The sequence below is a fragment of the Methanosarcina horonobensis HB-1 = JCM 15518 genome (assembly GCF_000970285.1).
Lineage (GTDB): Archaea > Halobacteriota > Methanosarcinia > Methanosarcinales > Methanosarcinaceae > Methanosarcina > Methanosarcina horonobensis.
Window position 1 is genome coordinate 3964604 of the sequence record NZ_CP009516.1, and the last position, 18063, is coordinate 3982666.

Annotated in this window: 12 protein-coding genes; 1 reads left to right on the top strand and 11 read right to left on the bottom strand. The window is 39.6% G+C overall.

Annotated features, from left to right (window positions below):
• Nucleotides 1–388: 388 nt before the first annotated feature.
• Entirely contained in the window at nucleotides 389–3334 is a 2946-nt protein-coding gene (locus MSHOH_RS17340; RefSeq protein ID WP_048141546.1) for a disaggregatase related repeat-containing protein, read from the bottom strand.
• Nucleotides 3335–5683: 2349 nt separating this feature from the next.
• Here MSHOH_RS17340 and MSHOH_RS17345 point away from each other — a divergent pair.
• A complete protein-coding gene (locus MSHOH_RS17345) occupies nucleotides 5684–6268 on the top strand; it encodes a metal-dependent hydrolase (RefSeq protein ID WP_048141548.1) in 585 nt (194 codons plus the stop codon).
• Between the two features lie 198 nt (nucleotides 6269–6466).
• Here MSHOH_RS17345 and MSHOH_RS17350 read toward each other — a convergent pair whose 3' ends face one another.
• The 10 genes from MSHOH_RS17350 to MSHOH_RS17395 form a co-directional block, all read right to left on the bottom strand.
• On the bottom strand, nucleotides 6467–6991 hold the full coding sequence (locus MSHOH_RS17350) for an acyltransferase (RefSeq protein ID WP_048141550.1): 525 nt from the start codon (nucleotides 6989–6991) through the stop codon (nucleotides 6467–6469).
• A 137-nt stretch (nucleotides 6992–7128) separates the two neighbouring features.
• Complete coding sequence (locus MSHOH_RS17355) at nucleotides 7129–8262, bottom strand: DUF362 domain-containing protein (protein WP_048141551.1); 1134 nt, start codon at nucleotides 8260–8262, stop codon at nucleotides 7129–7131.
• Between the two features lie 279 nt (nucleotides 8263–8541).
• Nucleotides 8542–9558, bottom strand: coding sequence for an adenine nucleotide alpha hydrolase family protein (locus tag MSHOH_RS17360; protein WP_048141553.1), 1017 nt, complete (start codon nucleotides 9556–9558; stop codon nucleotides 8542–8544).
• Between the two features lie 159 nt (nucleotides 9559–9717).
• Nucleotides 9718–10008, bottom strand: coding sequence for an AMP-binding protein (locus MSHOH_RS17365; protein ID WP_048141555.1), 291 nt, complete (start codon nucleotides 10006–10008; stop codon nucleotides 9718–9720).
• Nucleotides 10009–10023: 15 nt separating this feature from the next.
• A complete protein-coding gene (locus MSHOH_RS17370; RefSeq protein ID WP_048141557.1) occupies nucleotides 10024–10269 on the bottom strand; it encodes an acyl carrier protein in 246 nt (81 codons plus the stop codon).
• 229 nt (nucleotides 10270–10498) lie between these two features.
• On the bottom strand, nucleotides 10499–11101 hold the full coding sequence (locus MSHOH_RS17375; RefSeq protein WP_048141560.1) for an indolepyruvate oxidoreductase subunit beta: 603 nt from the start codon (nucleotides 11099–11101) through the stop codon (nucleotides 10499–10501).
• Entirely contained in the window at nucleotides 11098–12900 is a 1803-nt protein-coding gene (gene iorA, locus MSHOH_RS17380; protein WP_048141562.1) for an indolepyruvate ferredoxin oxidoreductase subunit alpha, read from the bottom strand. The genes MSHOH_RS17375 and iorA overlap by 4 nt, the downstream gene beginning before the upstream one ends.
• A gap of 387 nt (nucleotides 12901–13287) precedes the next feature.
• Nucleotides 13288–14103, bottom strand: coding sequence for an ATP-binding protein (locus MSHOH_RS17385; RefSeq protein ID WP_048141565.1), 816 nt, complete (start codon nucleotides 14101–14103; stop codon nucleotides 13288–13290).
• A 162-nt stretch (nucleotides 14104–14265) separates the two neighbouring features.
• Nucleotides 14266–17247 (bottom strand): PAS domain S-box protein, encoded by a 2982-nt coding sequence (locus MSHOH_RS22345; protein WP_082089403.1) that lies wholly within the window; start codon nucleotides 17245–17247, stop codon nucleotides 14266–14268.
• Nucleotides 17248–17690: 443 nt separating this feature from the next.
• Nucleotides 17691–17963: a hypothetical protein gene (locus MSHOH_RS17395; RefSeq protein WP_162197653.1), complete on the bottom strand. Its 273-nt coding sequence runs from the start codon at nucleotides 17961–17963 to the stop codon at nucleotides 17691–17693.
• Nucleotides 17964–18063: the final 100 nt, after the last annotated feature.

Genomic DNA, 18063 nt, shown 5'->3' on the forward strand with positions numbered 1-18063 from the left:
AAGTCTGGAAAACAAATACTTAAGAGAGAAAAAAATGAGTTTTTCAGAAAATTAATCCCTAATATTAAATCTGTTCACTTGAATCTTTTTCCCTAGAAGATGACTAAATATAGTTTCTAAAGTTTTTTGATAGATTTTACCAGATATTCGGTGTGAATCCAAATAAAAAAACATGATAGGAAATTATTGATCAAATGTAAGAAACGAGCATACTTCTCTTGTTTTGAGTAAACAGAGAAGAATTGTTACAATCATGACATTTAATAGCTTGTCTTTACAAGCAAAAATTAGTTCAAAAAAATTTAACTAAAAAATTAACGCACAGAGAGAGGTCCTTTCTGTGCGCCTCGTTTTGATTCACTTCTCAATACTTGAGTAACGTAGAAATTTATTGTTTTAATTTCATATTCAGTACGGGTCTCTGGTTTTCGTTTTCGACTTCGGAACTGTAAAATGCAATATAGTTGTTGCTCTCACTACGAGCTTTTATCAGAAATCCCGTATTCTCATATTTTCCACTGGTATATTCTTTTACAAGATCAGTTATGTCAAGCTCGTAATACTTGTTGTCAGGAAGAGTACTGCCTTTAATGGTAAATGTAGCATAAGGAGTGCTACCCTGAGAGACACCGTTTTTATCATACCAGTCTCCTCCGGCATTAGTCCACGCAACACCATTATTCTTTTTATTCCAGCTTACGTAGCTTGGATTCCAGGCAGAAGCAGGCCTGTAAACCTCAATCACGGTATCTTCTGGCCTTGAAGTTCCTTCAGGATAGTACCAGAAGAGGGAAAGAGTTGCATTACTGATCTCTGAACCTGCGTGTTCACTCAGATTAAACCACATAACGTCCCTGTACCTGCCGACACTATTTATGCTTCCCACGTCGATATAAGAATGACTTGGTAAAACTGTATCAGGGGAAGCTTCTCTAAGGCGGTTATCGTTTACACTATTAAGAGTTACATTTACAATGTTTGCAGGTACAGTCACTGAAGACGCTTTCTTTGTTATGTTAAGCTTTGGCTTCTGGTTTTCACTTTCTGCTTCAGAACTGTAGAATGCAATATAGTTGTTGTTTTCACTACGGGCTTTTATAAAGAAACCTGTGTTTGCATACTTACCACTGGTATACTCTTTTACTAGATCAGTTACATTCAGCTGGTAATACTTGTTGTCAGGAAGGGTACTGCCTTTAATGGTAAATGTAGCATAAGGAGTGCTACCCTGAGAGACACCGTTTTTATCGTACCAGTCTCCTCCGGCATTAGTCCATGCAACACCGTTATTCTTTTTATTCCAGCTTACATAATTTGGATTCCATGTTGAAGCTGGCCTGTAAATCTCTATTATAGTGTCCTGGGATCTTGAAGTTCCTTCAGGATAGTACCAGTAGAGGGAAAGAGTTGCGCTACTGATCTCTGAACCTGCATACTCACTCACGTTAAACCACATAACATCCCTGTATCTGCCGACATCGCTTAAGCTTCCCACATCAATATAAGGATTGCTCGGTAAAACAGTTTCAGGGGAAGCTTCCCTGAGACGGTTATCATGCATTTCGTTCAGGGACATAGTGCTTTCACTTTTAACTGCAGTTATTCTCGTAGTGACCGAGTCCTTGAGCTTTCCGTCACTTACTTCAAAGGTTACACTGTAAGTTCCTTCTTGACCTGATGACGGGGTCCAGCTGAATAGTCTGGAATTTCCGTCAAATTTTGCTCCAGTTGGAAGGCTCGAAGCTGAGTATGTAAGACTATCTCCGTCTTCGTCCGAAGCGGTTACTGTAAAGCTAAGACTTTTTCCTATTTCAACTGTAGCAGCAGGGACAGAGTTCATTTTAGGCGCGTGGTTTGTTGTCGTAGTTCCTGATCCTGACTTTGAAGCATAGTTAGTGTTTCCGAATGCTCCGATATTAATTCTGTCCCCGTTATTTTCGGGTTCTTTAGAGTAATCCGATGTTGGGAATCCTGCATCAATACAGGGGGAACTTACAGCATCAGTTACCCAACTGTTACCATTCCATCGTCCTGCTTTTGATTTAAGATGGTAATCAGTCGAGGATGCAAAAAGAGGATCGAGATGTATGTCTGTTGAGCCTGCCGATAAACCTGAGTAACTTCCTTTTGCATTGTTCCAGACATCATTATACTGAAGGGTAGCTGTATATTTTGTGGACGCTATACGGATACCGTACCCTGCACTTGAATCAGCAGAACCGGTATTACAATTTATAATTATGTTATTTCTAATTACTGTATTGTACGTATACGATGGAGAAGTCTGATAGATATCTTTCATCAAAATACCATCATGATAACAGCCATCTATTACGTTATTTTCAATAAGCGTATTATGGAATCCCTCAACACCTATTCCACCTCCCCAATAACTACCCATGTTCACATGCTTTCCACACTTGGTTATGATGTTGTGATGCACATATACATCTCTTGCAGCAGTGGGAACAGTATAAGAATTATAACCGTGAACCAGGATGCCAACCATATTGGTATTACTGATCTTATTGTACGAAATCTCGATATCGTTCATGTACGGTGAGTTTGTGGTTCTCTGAATCTGGATACCACAGCCACCTGTAGGGGTACCTGGATCAATTACGTTATCATGAATAGAAATATGATTTGAGTCTGTTATAGTAATTCCATCATTTGTGCGAGAAATAATCGTGTTATTATAGATATTTGCATTGGAAACTTTGGTCAGGTAAACACCATTATGGCAACAGCGGTAGATTTTATTATTATATACATTTATGTTTCCGCGCCCCTCTGTATATGCACTATTCAGCACCCTGATACCGTCATTCGTACCTTCGTGAATGTACATATTTCTAACAGTAATATTATAACAACCATCTAAAAGCATTATTGTATAATAACTTGCCCCGGTAGATACGGACTGGCTGCCACTGTTCCCGTCAATTTCAAAACCCTGAATTGTAATGTCGTGAACTCCACTTGAAAGAGGCTCAATTAGTCCGTTATACCTTGCCCATCCAGCATTACTAGTCAGCTTAACTACGGCATTTGAATCTCCTTCAAGGATTGTATTACTGCCTATCAAAAGGCTGTCATCAATTACATACGTGAAAGGTCCTTTAAGGTGTACAGTTGTATATGCCGAGTTTTCTGCCACGAATTTAAGGGCCTGGTTTATCTGTATATGATCATCTTTTCCATCACAGTTATAGTCCCCACTCCCATCTCCTGCAACATAAACTACCGGTGCTTTACTGGCTGAAGTTGCCGGAATGGTTGCAAGAATAAGGCAAATTGCTAGGAAAAATATTGTAACTTTCCTGTTTAACATCTCAATCACCCTGTAACTATCCAAATTATTTTGTTAAACGAGGTCGTGCCAGAGCATTGTCCAAGTTAATAAAGAAATTAAGAATTCACAGTTTGTGCACAGTTTGTGCCAATTTTTCCCTTAGATTTGGGTCATTTGAATGGATTTCGCAGATAGTATCCACTATCCGGAAATTTAGCACTTTATTTTAAAATTTATATATTAATGATTCGCGACTATCGGTCAGTATATTGAGTAAAATCAATAACTCTCATGCACTTTTGTCTCCTCTTCTCCCTCTACTCCCCCCGGTTTAAACTTATGAATGGGTTTTATATCTAGTATACCATTCAACCGTTTGAGGCTTAAAAGAGGCCGAAAGTTTTCTTTAATTAGAGGCTACTGCACAGCGTTTACCGAGTAAATCGATAACTCGAGCATGTCTAAAATGTAACTAACGAGTACGTTTAGTAGCTTTTACGTTCCTATAAGTCCCCCCTTACTTTAAGTAAAGCTAGTAATTCACAAGTACTCATCTATATTTTCCATGAAGTATTTGCTACTATACTGAACTAAATTATGAATATAGTTTCGGATTAGATATAGGAAATAACTTCAAAACACTGATTGTCTATATAAGCCAAGACGATGAGATTTCCACTCCCTCGGAATCATTTTCATCGTAAGTTAGGATTATACAGATATATAACTCTTCAAATAATTCGATGCATTTTTCTTCAAGTCCTTACCTTACTCTGATTATGCAGGATTACATTAGGAATTAATTCCTGTTCTTAATTTCCTGCCTAACTAATTAACAGTTTTTATACTGTATATAATTACTTGACTATAATCTTTAGGAATGAATCAAAATTCTCGAATTTAATGAAAATTATACTTGAAACATAACCATCGTTTAATGTTATAATTTCAGGAAATCAGGTTCTCTTAGAACTTTTATTTCAATATTGATTTTTATTTTGAGATATTTCTGGGATTCAGTTAAGATTTTTAGCTGAAATTACTTTCTTACAGTCTCCTGTTAAACTCAATTTTCCTAGAAATTTACTGATGTTCAATAAGGAAAATAATATTCTATGGGAATCCATAGAACATTATCAATTTCATGGAAAGACAGAATGCTAAATTTCTAATTTTTGCATAACATATATTTTATGATAAGCTTAAAGAAAAAATCGAGATAGGGAATAAGTGATGAGTTTATGCATACTGTCTATTAGAACCACTAAAAAAGAATTGAAACTAATATAGACGGATACCAATAATATAAAAATAAAGAAATATTCGCTAGCGGAATCGACTATAAATAGGATTGAACAAAAACGACATGTATATAAAATTAAAACTCAAATTGAAATCAATCACTTGTGGTAAAACCATCTATAAAAATTAATCATAAGAAATTAACAAATTATTATTGGAAGGATCTTAAGTAAAAAGCTTAGGATCTTTACCACAGCAGATAAAACTAGACAAAAATAGAAATTTATCAGTCATCTCTGTAAAGAAAGCGAGAAATTGAATAGGTGAAAAAATGAATTTCAGTGAAATTTATTATTACTGTGTTTCAATTGTTATGATTGCTGGTGTACAAACTGCTTCTACACTTAATTTGAACATAGATCAAAACACGACCGGAAGAATTACGATCAGTTACCAAGCTTCAAATCCAATATTTGGCGGATAAAATAATACAGAAATAGATGTTTCATATTGTTCTCAAAGATTAATTAGTTTTCCAAGGTTGTCTTTCATATCCAACAGTTTTGACTCAAGTTCTCCTTCTTTCTGAGTAATAAGTTCTTTAATCTACTGAAAACCAAAAAATCTTTTTCATTGAAAATTTTTCGATTTCATTGACATTAATAAATCCAGCGTTAACTTAGGGTTACATTACATCTAAAGCGTAGAATAGTATTCCTATGAAGTTCCTTTTTTTAATTTGATTTCCTGCTTTATAATCAGGTTCCTTTTGTTCTATAAATGAAGTTCATCACAAAAATTAACAAGTATTTTACGAATATTGTTTTGGAGTTCAACATATCAAAATCTCACTATTTATTTTTCAAAATGAAATAAGTTTATTGTCGTGGATTAGGTTGGAGGTGTTAAAGAAACAATTGAGAAAGCATTCTAACTGAATTTATTGTGTCTATGATAGATATGGAACTGTTTTTTGTGTAACAATAATGGCTTCACGATCTTCAATACTCTTTTGATCACCTTCATTTGTAAAAAATGAACTTCAGAAATAAAAAGATTTAAAATAACTATACAAGTAGTAGACATTAAATACTTTCAAAACCTATTAATTTTTAGGTTAATATATATTCAATAAAGTGTTTTGATATGCCCTACCCAGTTGCACATGTCCTGTTCTTTGTATTCTGTGTCAGTGCAGTAGCAGTCTACGCCACTTTTAGCTCAATTTTTCGCAGGGAACTTTCATCCAGGGATCTAACAGGGCTTTTATTGCTGCTATTTGTAGGCAGTGCAGGTACGCTGCTTCCGGATATTATGATAGTTTATAATCTGCCTTTTAAAGGTAGTTTCGAACACTGCTGGGCAGGCCCGATAGCGACACACTCATTTCTATTCAGTTCTACTGCAATCCTGTTCGGAACACTTGTTGGATACGTTGCATACAGGCAGTTTGGAAAAGCGATATACATGGGTCTTTTTGCAGAAGCTGCTTTTCTTACCCATTTATTGCTTGATGATATAGGAGAAGGTGGTACTGAGTACTTATACCCGATATACAATGGAAAGGTCAGCGTATTTTCACTGATGGACGTAGGCTTTCAGGAAATCGGGCTTTTGCGTTATATAATAGCATCTTTTATATCGGTTTTTTTTGTTTGCTCCATAATAATGATGGCTCTGGTTGCCCTGGATCACCTTGGTTTTGAGTTCAAACATAGACCAGAAAAATAATCTTTTTCTTCAGCTTTCACCTCATTATTTCTCATTTCATTTTTTTTTAAAAATCTACCAAAGCATAAGCTAACTGGTGAAAGCAGTACGCTTAAGTGTTAAGATTTGAGGATAAAAAAATAGAAGAAAGAATTTAAACATTTAAAGATAAGGTATAAAAAATATAAATATTCGGAAAGACAGCAGGAGCTATTAAAATCAGGTTTGAAGTTCGCCTACACCTTCGAGCTTTTTAATAACTCTAGCCGGATAACCCAGAGCAAGGCTGTTTGGAGAAATATCCCGGGTAACTACGGATCCGATGCCTATGATGGAGTTTTCTCCGATCTCGACTCCCTGGGTGATAATACATCCGGGATTCACAGAAACTCCGCGCCCTATTTTTATAGGAGCCATGGTCCTCGGATATGCCTGTCTTGTGGTCAGGCTGCCTCTTGTATGGGCAGACAGTATACACCGATCACCGATTTCTGCATAATCTCCTATTGTGATTAATTCCGGATGAATCCGATCAAAAACAACATTGTAACCGACATATACATTTTTCCCAATATTTACACCCCGCATTCTATGAAATTTTGCCCTCCAGGAAGGAACCGGAGCATTTGATGCAAGTAGTTCTAAAAGCCAGTTCTTAAAATACTTGAATCCAAACAGGATTTTATTACTATGATAATGATCGGCTACTTCCCCAAAAGCGACTTTATCTCTATTAGATATCATAACATTACCTTCACAACTTTGCGGTGAAAAACGTAATTATTCCACCAATTTCGCCAATGAATACCTCTTTCATGCAGTCGGTCTTTATTACATAAACTAGTACTGATAGTGTAATTGAGTTTGAAATAAACTTTTTGTCAGCTTTTATTCCTGGTTAAAAGCTTTAAAAGCATCGATTTTTTTATCTCCACAGCATCACTGGGACAAAGTTCACGGCAACAATAACACTGGATGCATTTTTCCTGGTTGATTTTTAATGTACTGCCTGCTTCTTCAATGGCATGCACCGAGCAATTCAAAACACAGGCTTTACAAAGCTTACAGTTTGAAGTATTAATGAAGGGTTTTACAGTTAACTGAGTCCGAAGTATTCTCATAAGAACAGACGGAACATAAGCAGTAATTCCACCTTCCGGTCTTTTGAACATTACCTTTACCTCGTCCAGAGGTGTGCCGACAACTTCCGGATGCTCAGTTCCAAACCCTCTTGAAAGTGCGGCTTTGTTTGTAGGAACCTTTATGGGATCGATTCCTATGAGCTCAGATGCCACAATATCAAGGGCTACGCAGTCGTAACTTGCCATGATAACGCCTGTGGAGATAGGTGTGCCGTTAGAAGGACCATTCCCCTCCATTCCAACCACACCGTCCATAACTGAAAGATGAGGCTTGACAACAGAATAAATATCAACAACTGCATTCCCAAAACGGTCACGATCTTCCAGAGCATGTGCCTGCTTTCTGATTTTTTGAGGGACAGTCCCAAAAAAGTTTTTGACAGCCCCGGTATAGAGTGTCAATTCGTGAGTTTTGAGTTTCGGAAGTGAGATTATCACATCAGCCTCAAGGACTGATTTTGCAATGTACAGGTGTGGAAACTGTCTGGCACCAGGAACATCAACCCCGGTATACCCTGAAGTCTCAAAGTTTATTAGCTCTGCCCCGTAGCAGGAGGCGACTTCTTCAATTCCCGATGCTTTGAGTGCCTGCGAAGTGCTCGTAGACCCAGGTCTTACAATCCCTGACCCGTCGCCTATAACTGGTATACCCCCTGCCTCTGAGACCAGTTCACACATAGCAGAGACTACTGCCGGATGTGTTGTGACAGCATCCTCTGGAGGCCGAATGGCAAGCACATTGGGCTTAAGCAGTACTCGGCTGCCAGGAGATATAATCTTCTCAAGGCCGCCTATCAGGTTGAGTGATTCTCTGATTGCATCTTTTGCTTTCGAGTAATCGCTGCATCGAACAATAGAAACCCTTGTATTCATAATCACACATTTGTATGTTAAAGAAGTTTATGTAATTATAATTACTCTATTTACTCCATATCTGAAAAAACGCTATCTTCTTTACTGGCCGGAAAGGATGAGATGATAGTATCATCCTGATAGAAGAAAAATTCAAGAGGTTCTGATTCAGAGAAAAAGGAAAATCTAAGGGGTAAAGCTGAATCAACTCCACCTGTGACCTCTTAAAATTGCTCCTTTTTTATTAAATCTTACAACCCGATCGGGCTGTAACTCCGGATCAAACATCAGCTAATATTTTCAAGAAATTTTTATATCCAGTTCAAGCTTCTTTGCAGCTTCTTCTATCAGTGGCCGCGAGAGTTCCTGGTTAATTTTTTCAAGCCCCTCTTCCCTGGACATTTCCCCGCTCCGGACAAGTCCTGCTATATCAAAAGTGTATGGATGGAACCCATATTTATCCAGATGGTTATAGCAGGCGAAAGCGTTCAATGTACAGTTCGTTGAATTACTGTCATTGATGCCGGGTTGTTCCCATCCAACCTTCAAAAGCGTATCCAGCACTTTATCTTCGCTGTATTCCCATAAACAGAGTGGGTGCAGGATACTTAGAGCAGTATCTTCTTTGTTTTCGATAATCTCTTTTTTGAGAAGGAATAACTCATCCTTATCGTCGACACCTATTTTTTCAAGCTGCTTTTCAAAAAGATTCCTTGACCATAGTAGGAAATTACGTGAGAGGTTAATTATAGGATTTGGAGACTGTCCGCCTGTGAAAGCAAAGACAATAAAAGGTGCCTTCTGAACAATAGCCTGTTCTATCAGTTTCTGTTTGATGATAGTTATACAGATATTGCATATATCACTTGCCCGATATTTAGCGAACTTGGGAAACGCATCATAAGACTCAGCCGCTTTTCGGAATGTGTTGTAGAGAATTTTCTTTTCCATTGTCAACATAAAATAATCGGAACCTGTGATCTCACAGATCTTTCTGGCGTTTTTTACTGCGCCTTCGGAGATGAACCCATTATCAAACTGGACAGCAAGCACTTTCAGGAAAGGATAATCTTGTTTGAGCTTGTAAAGTGTATATGAGGAGTCTTTTCCTCCAGACAGGGCATAAATAACATCATATTTACCTTTTCCTCCATAGTCCTCAAAAAGTTTTTTAATTTTTGCCAGATATTCATCCTTTTCCTGTGAGGATAAAGGAGTATATGTCTCACAAAAATGACAGAGCTCAGTTTCTGTATTAATGTTTATACCTGGAATATCCGAATCCAGAATACACTTTTTACATACTAGCTTTGACACGTTTGTATTCCTCCATGATGGATCGGTTGGATATTTTCCCGTTCTCGCTAGATGGGAAATGATCAATCAACAGTATTTCTCTTGGGCACAGGCAATCAGGAAGGTTTTTCCGACGAAATGCGAACAGAGTTTCGATTTCTGTCCCTTCTGCAGGATTTCCTAAAGAAGGACTTTTACTGATAGTTGTCCAAGACTGAACCTGGGAAATTCGATTGGCAAAGGGACTGAGATATTTTCTGACCTGTATATGGCCAGGAGTAATTTTGCATATTGTATACCAGATTCTGCCAGTATCGCAAATCTACAATGCTTGAAATCCTTGAGGTATGAAGCAATTGCATTTATACCGTTTTCGAGACAGCTACAGGAAATTGAGTTTTTACCTTCTTCCAGGGCAATGTTTTGAGGAGTTTTTCTGGCACGTTCTGTAATATGCGCATCAGTTTCCATACATTTTCACTTCTTTTACTTTACCAGTTTATGTATCATATTACTGATTCCCTGTAGCGTGTCAAAATTTTCAGGTGTCAACATGTCTTCTGGAATTTCGATAGAGTATTTCTCAGTGATGTAATCAATCAATTCAAGCAGACCAATAGAATCTATAATGCCGTTTTGAGTAAGAGAATCACTATCTTCCAAGTGAGTTTCCTTATCCATAAAAGAATTAGCCTTCAAATAATCAATTATACACTCTTTTATCTGTTCCATGTTTTATACTCTCCGTCACTTTTACTTAGTGGGCCATAGACGGTCGTAATTGCACTCAATAAAATTAATTCTATATTAATTCAATGTATTTCTATAATTAAAAGATAAACCTAGATTTTTAATTGTAAAGTATTTTTATACTGTCAAGTTTGTGGAACATATTTAGTATAGATTACAATTAGAGAGTACATTCATGATAAAAAAGTGGGAAGTTATAATATTTAAAAGTTTAACTTTCCTCAACTTTTCTCCTTCCCATCTCAAAAGCCCTGACATTAATCTCGATAGTCTTCTGTGGCACAAGTGCCTTTACACTCTCAAGAAGGGCATCTTTCGGGATGGGCAGGTAGCCAGAAACTGCCCCGACCATTGCGACATTCATTGCAAGCCTGCTCCCGGCTTCATAAGCCAGCTCATCAGCATTAAAGGCTTTAACTACGTACTTTTCAGAAAGAACGTCAAGGATTTCCTGGACATCAGGATATTTTGCAAGACCTGAAGTAACCGTAACAGGTACAATTGGCTGTATGTTTACTATAATTACCCCGCCATCCTTAAGAAAATCGAGATACCTGACCGCTTCCATTGGCTCAAGGGCGAGCATAATGTCCGCTCCTTTTTTAGGGATCATTGACCCGAGATCGGACCCCAGCCTTATGTGGTTAACAACCGAGCCTCCACGCTGCGCCATCCCATGAGTCTCTGCCGCCCGGATCGGAAGCCCTGAAACGACTGCGGCTTTTCCGATAATATCCGAGGCAAGGATTGCACCCTGCCCGCCGACTCCAGTGATAAGGAGGTCGAGTTTCTTTTCTCCTGTTCCCTCGTTCATCTCTTCACCTCCTTAATAGCTTCAAATTTGCATATCTGCGCACAGACCCCGCACCCGCTACATATAGCAGTAATTACAGCGCATTTATTATCTTCATCAAACTCGATTGCCGGACAGCCGAACTTAACGCACTGCTTGCAGCCTTCACATTTTTCAGGGTCTACAATGTAAGGAACCCTTCTAATCCCTGCTCTCTTTCCAGAGATCACGCAGGGTTGTTTTGCAATGACCACGGCTGTGCCTTCAAAGTCCTTTGCGGCTTTGAAAGCTTCCTGGGTCTCTTCAAGTCTATAGGGGTCAACGACAGTTACAAATTCTGCGCCCATCGCCCGGCAGAGTTCGGCAAGCGAAACCTCAACTGTAGGCTCCCCTGTTACTGTAAAGCCGACTCCCGGGTTTGGCTGGTGCCCTGTCATAGCTGTAATCCGGTTGTCAAGAATTGTGACCGTGATATTCGCTTTGTTAAAAACTGCATTAAGGAGAGAGTTCATGCCTGTATGGAAAAAGGTCGAGTCTCCTATGGAACAGCAGATGGGGCGCTTTTCCCCTGCATGGTAAAGCCCGGAAGCAATACTTATGCTTGAACCCATGCAGAGCGTGGTCTCAACGGTCCCACTCTGGATACCAAGGGTGTAGCAGCCGATATCGCTCGGGTAGATAGCATCCTTTCCAAAGACCTTTTTCATGGAATAGAAAGTTGCCCTGTGAGAGCAGCCGGCACAGAGGGCAGGCGGGCGGGGAGCCAGTTCAAGAGAAACACCTCCAGTCTCGGGTTCAACCTCCAGATCAAAAGCTTTCTTCAGGGCTTCAAGGAAGGCATTTATATCCAGTTCTCCCTCCCGAGGAACAAATCCGCCTGTTTTTCCAATAATAGAGACCTCAAGCCCGGACTCCTGTGCAATCATCCTTACCTGCTCTTCAACAACAGGCTCGAGCTCTTCGAAAATAATAACCGTGTCAACTGTGCTGAGAAGTTCCAGAATAAGCTTTTTCGGGACAGGATAGGTTCCTATCTTCAGGAAAGAAGCTTCAAGCCCGAGCTCCTGCAGAGCCTCTTTTGCATATACAGAAGCAATGCCTGCCCCTATTACTCCAAGCCTTGCATCAGGTTTCAGTTCAAGGGAGTTCCATGGTGACTCTGCAAGGGCATCTTCAATTGGCTGCTGGATAGAGAGGAGATGGGTATGGCGGGGTCTGGCGTTTTTGGGAAGCATAACCCAGCGGTCGAGAAGTTTTTCAAAATGAGGAACCGGCTTGTCTGAAGGGACTTCCCCCAGCTCAATGTCAGACTTCCCGTGCGAGATCCGGGTCGTGGGTCTGAAAATTACAGGAATTTCAAACTTTTCCGAAAACTCAAAAGCATAAGGTATCATGTCCTTGGCTTCCTGGGGTGTTGAAGGGTCAAAACAGGGCACAAGGGCAAACCGGGCATAACGCCTTGTATCCTGCTCGTTCTGGGACGAGTGGCAGGAAGGGTCATCAGCTACGATTGCAATCAGTCCTCCTTTTGTGCCTGCATAAGCAAGGGTCATGAAAGGGTCGGCTGCAACGTTTAACCCTACGTGCTTCATTGTCACGACAGACCTGACTCCTGCCCATGCGGCTCCAACTGCAACTTCCATTGCGACCTTTTCGTTAACCGACCATTCTATATGGTAGTCCTGGTCCTCGCGGGAAGCAAGTGTGTCTATAATCTCCGAAGAGGGAGTGCCGGGATAGCCTGCAATAACCTGCACGCTGCCTTCAAGAAGTCCACGAGCAATAGCCACGTTTCCAAGCATATACTCACGCATTGTCATAATCAAGATCTCCACATATTAAACGATAAAACGCAATTCTAATAACAGTTTAAATTTAGTTCTCTGTCAATTAACATTAACAAATCAGAATTCCAGGAAAAGACAGCTCTGGCAAATAAAACTCGCTGTCTGTAAACTAGGTAAAACTTTTGCATTATTCAAATAACACGATCAATAATATACTTTCGGATAATTACCAGGAAATTTCTTCTGCAGAATGAGCTAACACAAGAAAGCCATTTGTAAAGAATTCGAAAAAAATAATAAAAAATTTCATGTTTACAAAATAAAGTTAAAGCTCGTTTTTTGAACTAATTTAAAACATAAAAAATAGTCGAGATAAGGGAAATTCCCATCAGCTTCCTGGAATCATAACTTGATGAAGGATCAATGAGTCAATGAACCGGCCTTCTCCAGAAACTCTGCAAGCTTCGCAATCTCTTCAAGATCAAGATCGAGTTCTTCACCTTTCAGGGACGCTTTGAAAAGCTCTCTTCTTGCAGGGATCTCAGCCACGACATTCACACAGTTCACGGAAGCCAGCATCTCCTCCCTTACGTCCGGCTCGACCTTATTAAGCACAAAATAAACTCCACACCCACATTGTGCACCGAACTCATCAAACTTCTTTGAAAGCTTTAGGGATTCGTAAGAAGGGTCGACAACCACAAGGATCAGGTCAAAATCTTTATCAACCCCGCGTCCGAAGTGTTCAGTCCCGGCTTCGGTATCCACAATCACAAAATCATCTTTCCCGAGGTCAAGATTTTCAAGAAACTCCCTTGTCAAGACCCCCATGGGACACGCACATCCTTCTCCGTAGTCTTTGATCTTTCCAACAGCCATGAGCTTTAGGTTTCCTTTTTCTTCCACAAATTCAGGAGGCAGGTCGGAAAAACTCCATCTCTCCTTGAAAAAACGGGACTGCTGCTGAACTGGTTGCCCTTTATTATTTTCAGCTGCAAGCCCCCAGAACTGCGTTTGCTTAGGAGCAGCCCTCTGTTTTTCTTTAAAGCCTTTCTTTCCTCCGAAATACTCCATGAGATCCCGTGGAGCTGCCAATCCGAGCTGGCTGTGAAGCCCGTAGTTGGACTCATCTATATCAAGCACAAGCACATTTTTTGTTTTTGCCATCTGCTTTGCCAGGAGAGCCGAAATAGTGCTCTTTCCGCTTCCTCCTTTCCCGCACACTGCTATTCTCATACAAAGTTCACCTAGCACAGTAATTTACCCAGGAGTTTTTAAAGTTATTTCCAGGATGGGAGAGTGAATAAAATTACCTCTCACTGAATCAAAGTACCCCCGGAAAGCAGGTATTTAATAGTAAAACATATGCTGATTCGTAAAACAGGCTCCGGACAATTTTCAGGAGAGATTTTTAGAAAAAACAGACTGCACGTTTTCTGGCAGGGTAAAAGTAAATGTACTTCCCTTTCCGAGCTCTGAACTTACTCGTACCTTTCCATTGTGCATTTCTACAAATTCTTTGACAAGAGTAAGGCCCAGGCCTGTCCCTCCGAATTCTCTGGAAGTAGATGTATCAGCCTGTACGAAAGGATGGAAGATTATTTCAATTTTGTCCGCCGGGATGCCGATTCCGGTATCAGTTACGTTGACTTCCAGGCAATTTTTCTCGCAGGTGGCAGTAACTGTAACTTTTCCTCCAGCCGGAGTAAACTTAATAGCATTGCTTAAAAGGTTGTAGAGAATCTGCTTGAACTTTATCCGGTCAGCCCTGATCATTTTTACCTCTTTGGCTATCCTAGTTTCCAGAAAAATGTTTTTTTCCCGGGCTTTTTGTGAGATGACTTCACTTACCTCGGCAATCACATCCGGGACCAAGACCTCTTCATAATACATTTCGGACTTCCCGGCCTCTATCTTTGAGAGGTCAAGGAGGTTATTTATGAGGTCAAGGAGGTGTTTTGCGCTTATGGAGATATTTTTTACGTGTTTCAACTGCTTCGGGTTGAGGTTTCCGAAGATTTCAAGCTGCAAGAGATCTGAAAACCCGATAATGGAATTTAACGGAGTCCTCAGTTCATGGCTCATGTTGACAATAAAATCGGTTTTTGTATTTCTGGCGACTTCAGACTCTATTTTTGCGTGAAGAATAGCCTCCTCGGCAGTCTTTCTCTCCGTGATATCACATAAATAGCCCTGATAAAATAGGATGTTTCCCTGATCGTCACGGATACAATGGAGGATATCATGGACCCAGCGGATCTCACCATTTTTTCTTATTATACGGTACTCCTTTTCAAGAGTGGATTCCGGATTTTCCTGCAGGAATCTTTCATCCATGTGGAGCTTTTCCAGATCTCTGGAGTCAACAAGATCCTCCCATCTTATTTTTCCAGAAGTAAAATCGTTTTCACTGTAGCCTGTCATTTCTTCTACTCTTCCCCGTGAAAAAACAGTATTGAAATCCTTGTCTACCTGGAAAGCGATTCCTGCAAAGTTCTGTAAAAAAGAACGGTGGAGTGCCTCACTTTCCCTTAACTTTTCCGAGGTAACCTTTATGGGAGTAATATCTTTTATTGTCCCTATAATTCTGCGAGGCTGCCCGGCTGCATCCCTTAGGATAATCCCGGTATCTTCCGCATAGAAATAGCTGCCGTCCTTTCTCCTTAACCTGTACTCTTCCCGGTACCTGTTAGCGGCTTGCAAGATTCTTTCATATTCTTTAAAGAATTTTCCTGCGTCATCAGGGTGGATTCCTTTCCATATGTCTATGGGAAGTGTATGAAGCTCCTCAGGACTATACCCTGTCAGCTCCTCAATTGCTCCTGACAAGTCAAAGGAGCCGGTCATCAGGTCACAATCAAATATGATCTGACCTGTCTGCTCTGCAGCTATCCGGAACTTTTCCTCACTTTTCTCAAGTTCCCGCCGGACTCGCTTTTGTTCGGTTATATCCCTGCTAATCGAGAGGATAGCAGGCTGTCCTTCATAATTTATTGCCCTGTTACTGATTTCATAGTGAAAAGTGGTTCCGTCTTTGCAACGACACTCGATCTCTATCATCATATACCCGCATTTTTTAAACTTTTCAATTTCCTCCTGAACCTGGACACCTGGACCTTTTAAGTCCTCAAGAGACATCTGGAGAAGTTCTTCGTATGTATAATAGCCAGTACGTTCACAGCAGACTCTGTTGACTTCCAGTATCCTGCCTTTCATGTCATAAACGATGATCGCATCATTGGAATTGTCAAATATGTTTCTAAACTTTTCTTCGGACTTTTTCAGAGTTTCAAATACTGCTCTTTTCTCGCTTACATCTCTGCCAATAGAAAGAATGGCTAGATTTCCCTCATACTCTATAACCCAGGTGCTAATCTCGTGAGAGACGACAGTCCCGTCCTTACAGAGGAGATCAACTTCAAAAAGAGCATGTCCTGAATCCAGGATTAGCTTTCTGTGTTCCTCAAACATTGCCTGGTACTCAGGAGTTTCCAGTTTCCATATCGGCATCTGCAAAAGTTCATCACAGGAATAACCAAGACATTCACAGCCTTTTTTATTTATTTCCAGAATCCTGCAGTCCAGATCACAGACAGCCACAACATCGTCCACGTTATCAAAAATGATTTTGAATTTATCGTCAGGACTTTTCAGGTTCTCAGAAGTCCACTTTTCTAAAGCCTGTTTAGATTCCTGTAAATTATGTGCCGGATTAACAGGAAAGCTGCTTCCAATCTTTTCATTCAGCAGCATAAAGGGGGCTATCCAGGCTCCTTTTCTTTTAATTATCATGTCATGGTTTTCCTCGAGAAGATCAAGAACTTCTGAGGTAGAAAATGCCTTAAGTGGGAAGATATTCAGGACAAAGGCCTTATTTTTGCGGAGAAAAAGATCCAAGTGCCTTTTAAGTTCATATATATAAGAGAGAGGATCACCATTTGCAGATACTTGGAGATCGATACCAACCCTTAAGCTTGAAAATCCCTTTGAAGATGCAAGTTCATATTTTTTTTCAAGGAATTTCCCTATGTTTAAAGGCAGGATTTCTTCCTTAAAATCCAACTGTTTTATGTGAATGATTTCCAATTGAGACGAGAATCCTTGAAGATTAATATCAAAGCAAGCTTTTTTTAATTCCGTTTCTGCGTTTTCATAACCTAGAGTACCAGAAACTATCCACACGTAATATTCGCTCTTTTCAAAACCCTCTTTAAAAAAAGAAGAAATTAATTCAAGTTTTTCTTCGATATTATTATATAGAGCGGTTAACTGGGACTCTGGGAAGCCTGAGGAAATTTGTGAAAAAAAGTTCAATGATAAATCTCCTTTTTGTATACCGAATTGAAAAATATTAGCCTTTTTGTCCCAGGACGGAGTCATTGAGAACGTGGATAATAGCTTTTTTTAGTAGAGCTATCCTGAAACGTATTAGAAGTCTTACCTATAAACATATATAATATATTTAGAGATTTAAACTTAACGATATTTGATTTTTTTAGAAAAATTATTGGATTTACAGGGATTACAGAAGCAGCTTTCGAAGTTTTGAACACAACCAGTACAACCAGAATATCTTTTTTGTGAGCATTATTATACAGTAGCAGTTACCCTTTTTCTTATAAAGCAATAGAAGCCGATCACCTGGACATAAGGAGGAAAAAACTGGAAAAGGAATTGAAGGAAATCTTGGAAAACAAAAAACTGGAAAAGAGTTGAAATCTACAGGATCAGGTTTGGTATTGGACAAGAGCATGTCTCCAAGCCCATAGTCTGCAAATAACAGAACGCGTAAATTAACTGCAAATCCACCCCATTATGTTGCCTCATGTATTGTTCAGTTCTTCAGCCTTTACCTGCGCTGCTTCCTCTGTTTCAAAGATCTTGATGTCTGAGGGATAGCAGTATAGATACACTTCATCAGTAACCTGCACAGTTTTGTATATTAGAGTGTACACAGGTTTGTCCATGACATCTGCTTTCAGGTAGCTGATTTCATGCTCACCAAAATTTACATATGCACACTGACACGTCCACTTTCTCATCTGGGTAATCAGAAAAGTTCGCGTTTCGAGACACATAGTCGTATACTGATTCATATGTTTGTATAATGATTCCATTGATCTCTATATTAGTTAACATAAGTTTCAACCCGTGAATTGCATAGACAGGTCTCTATATATAAAGTAAAAAATTTGA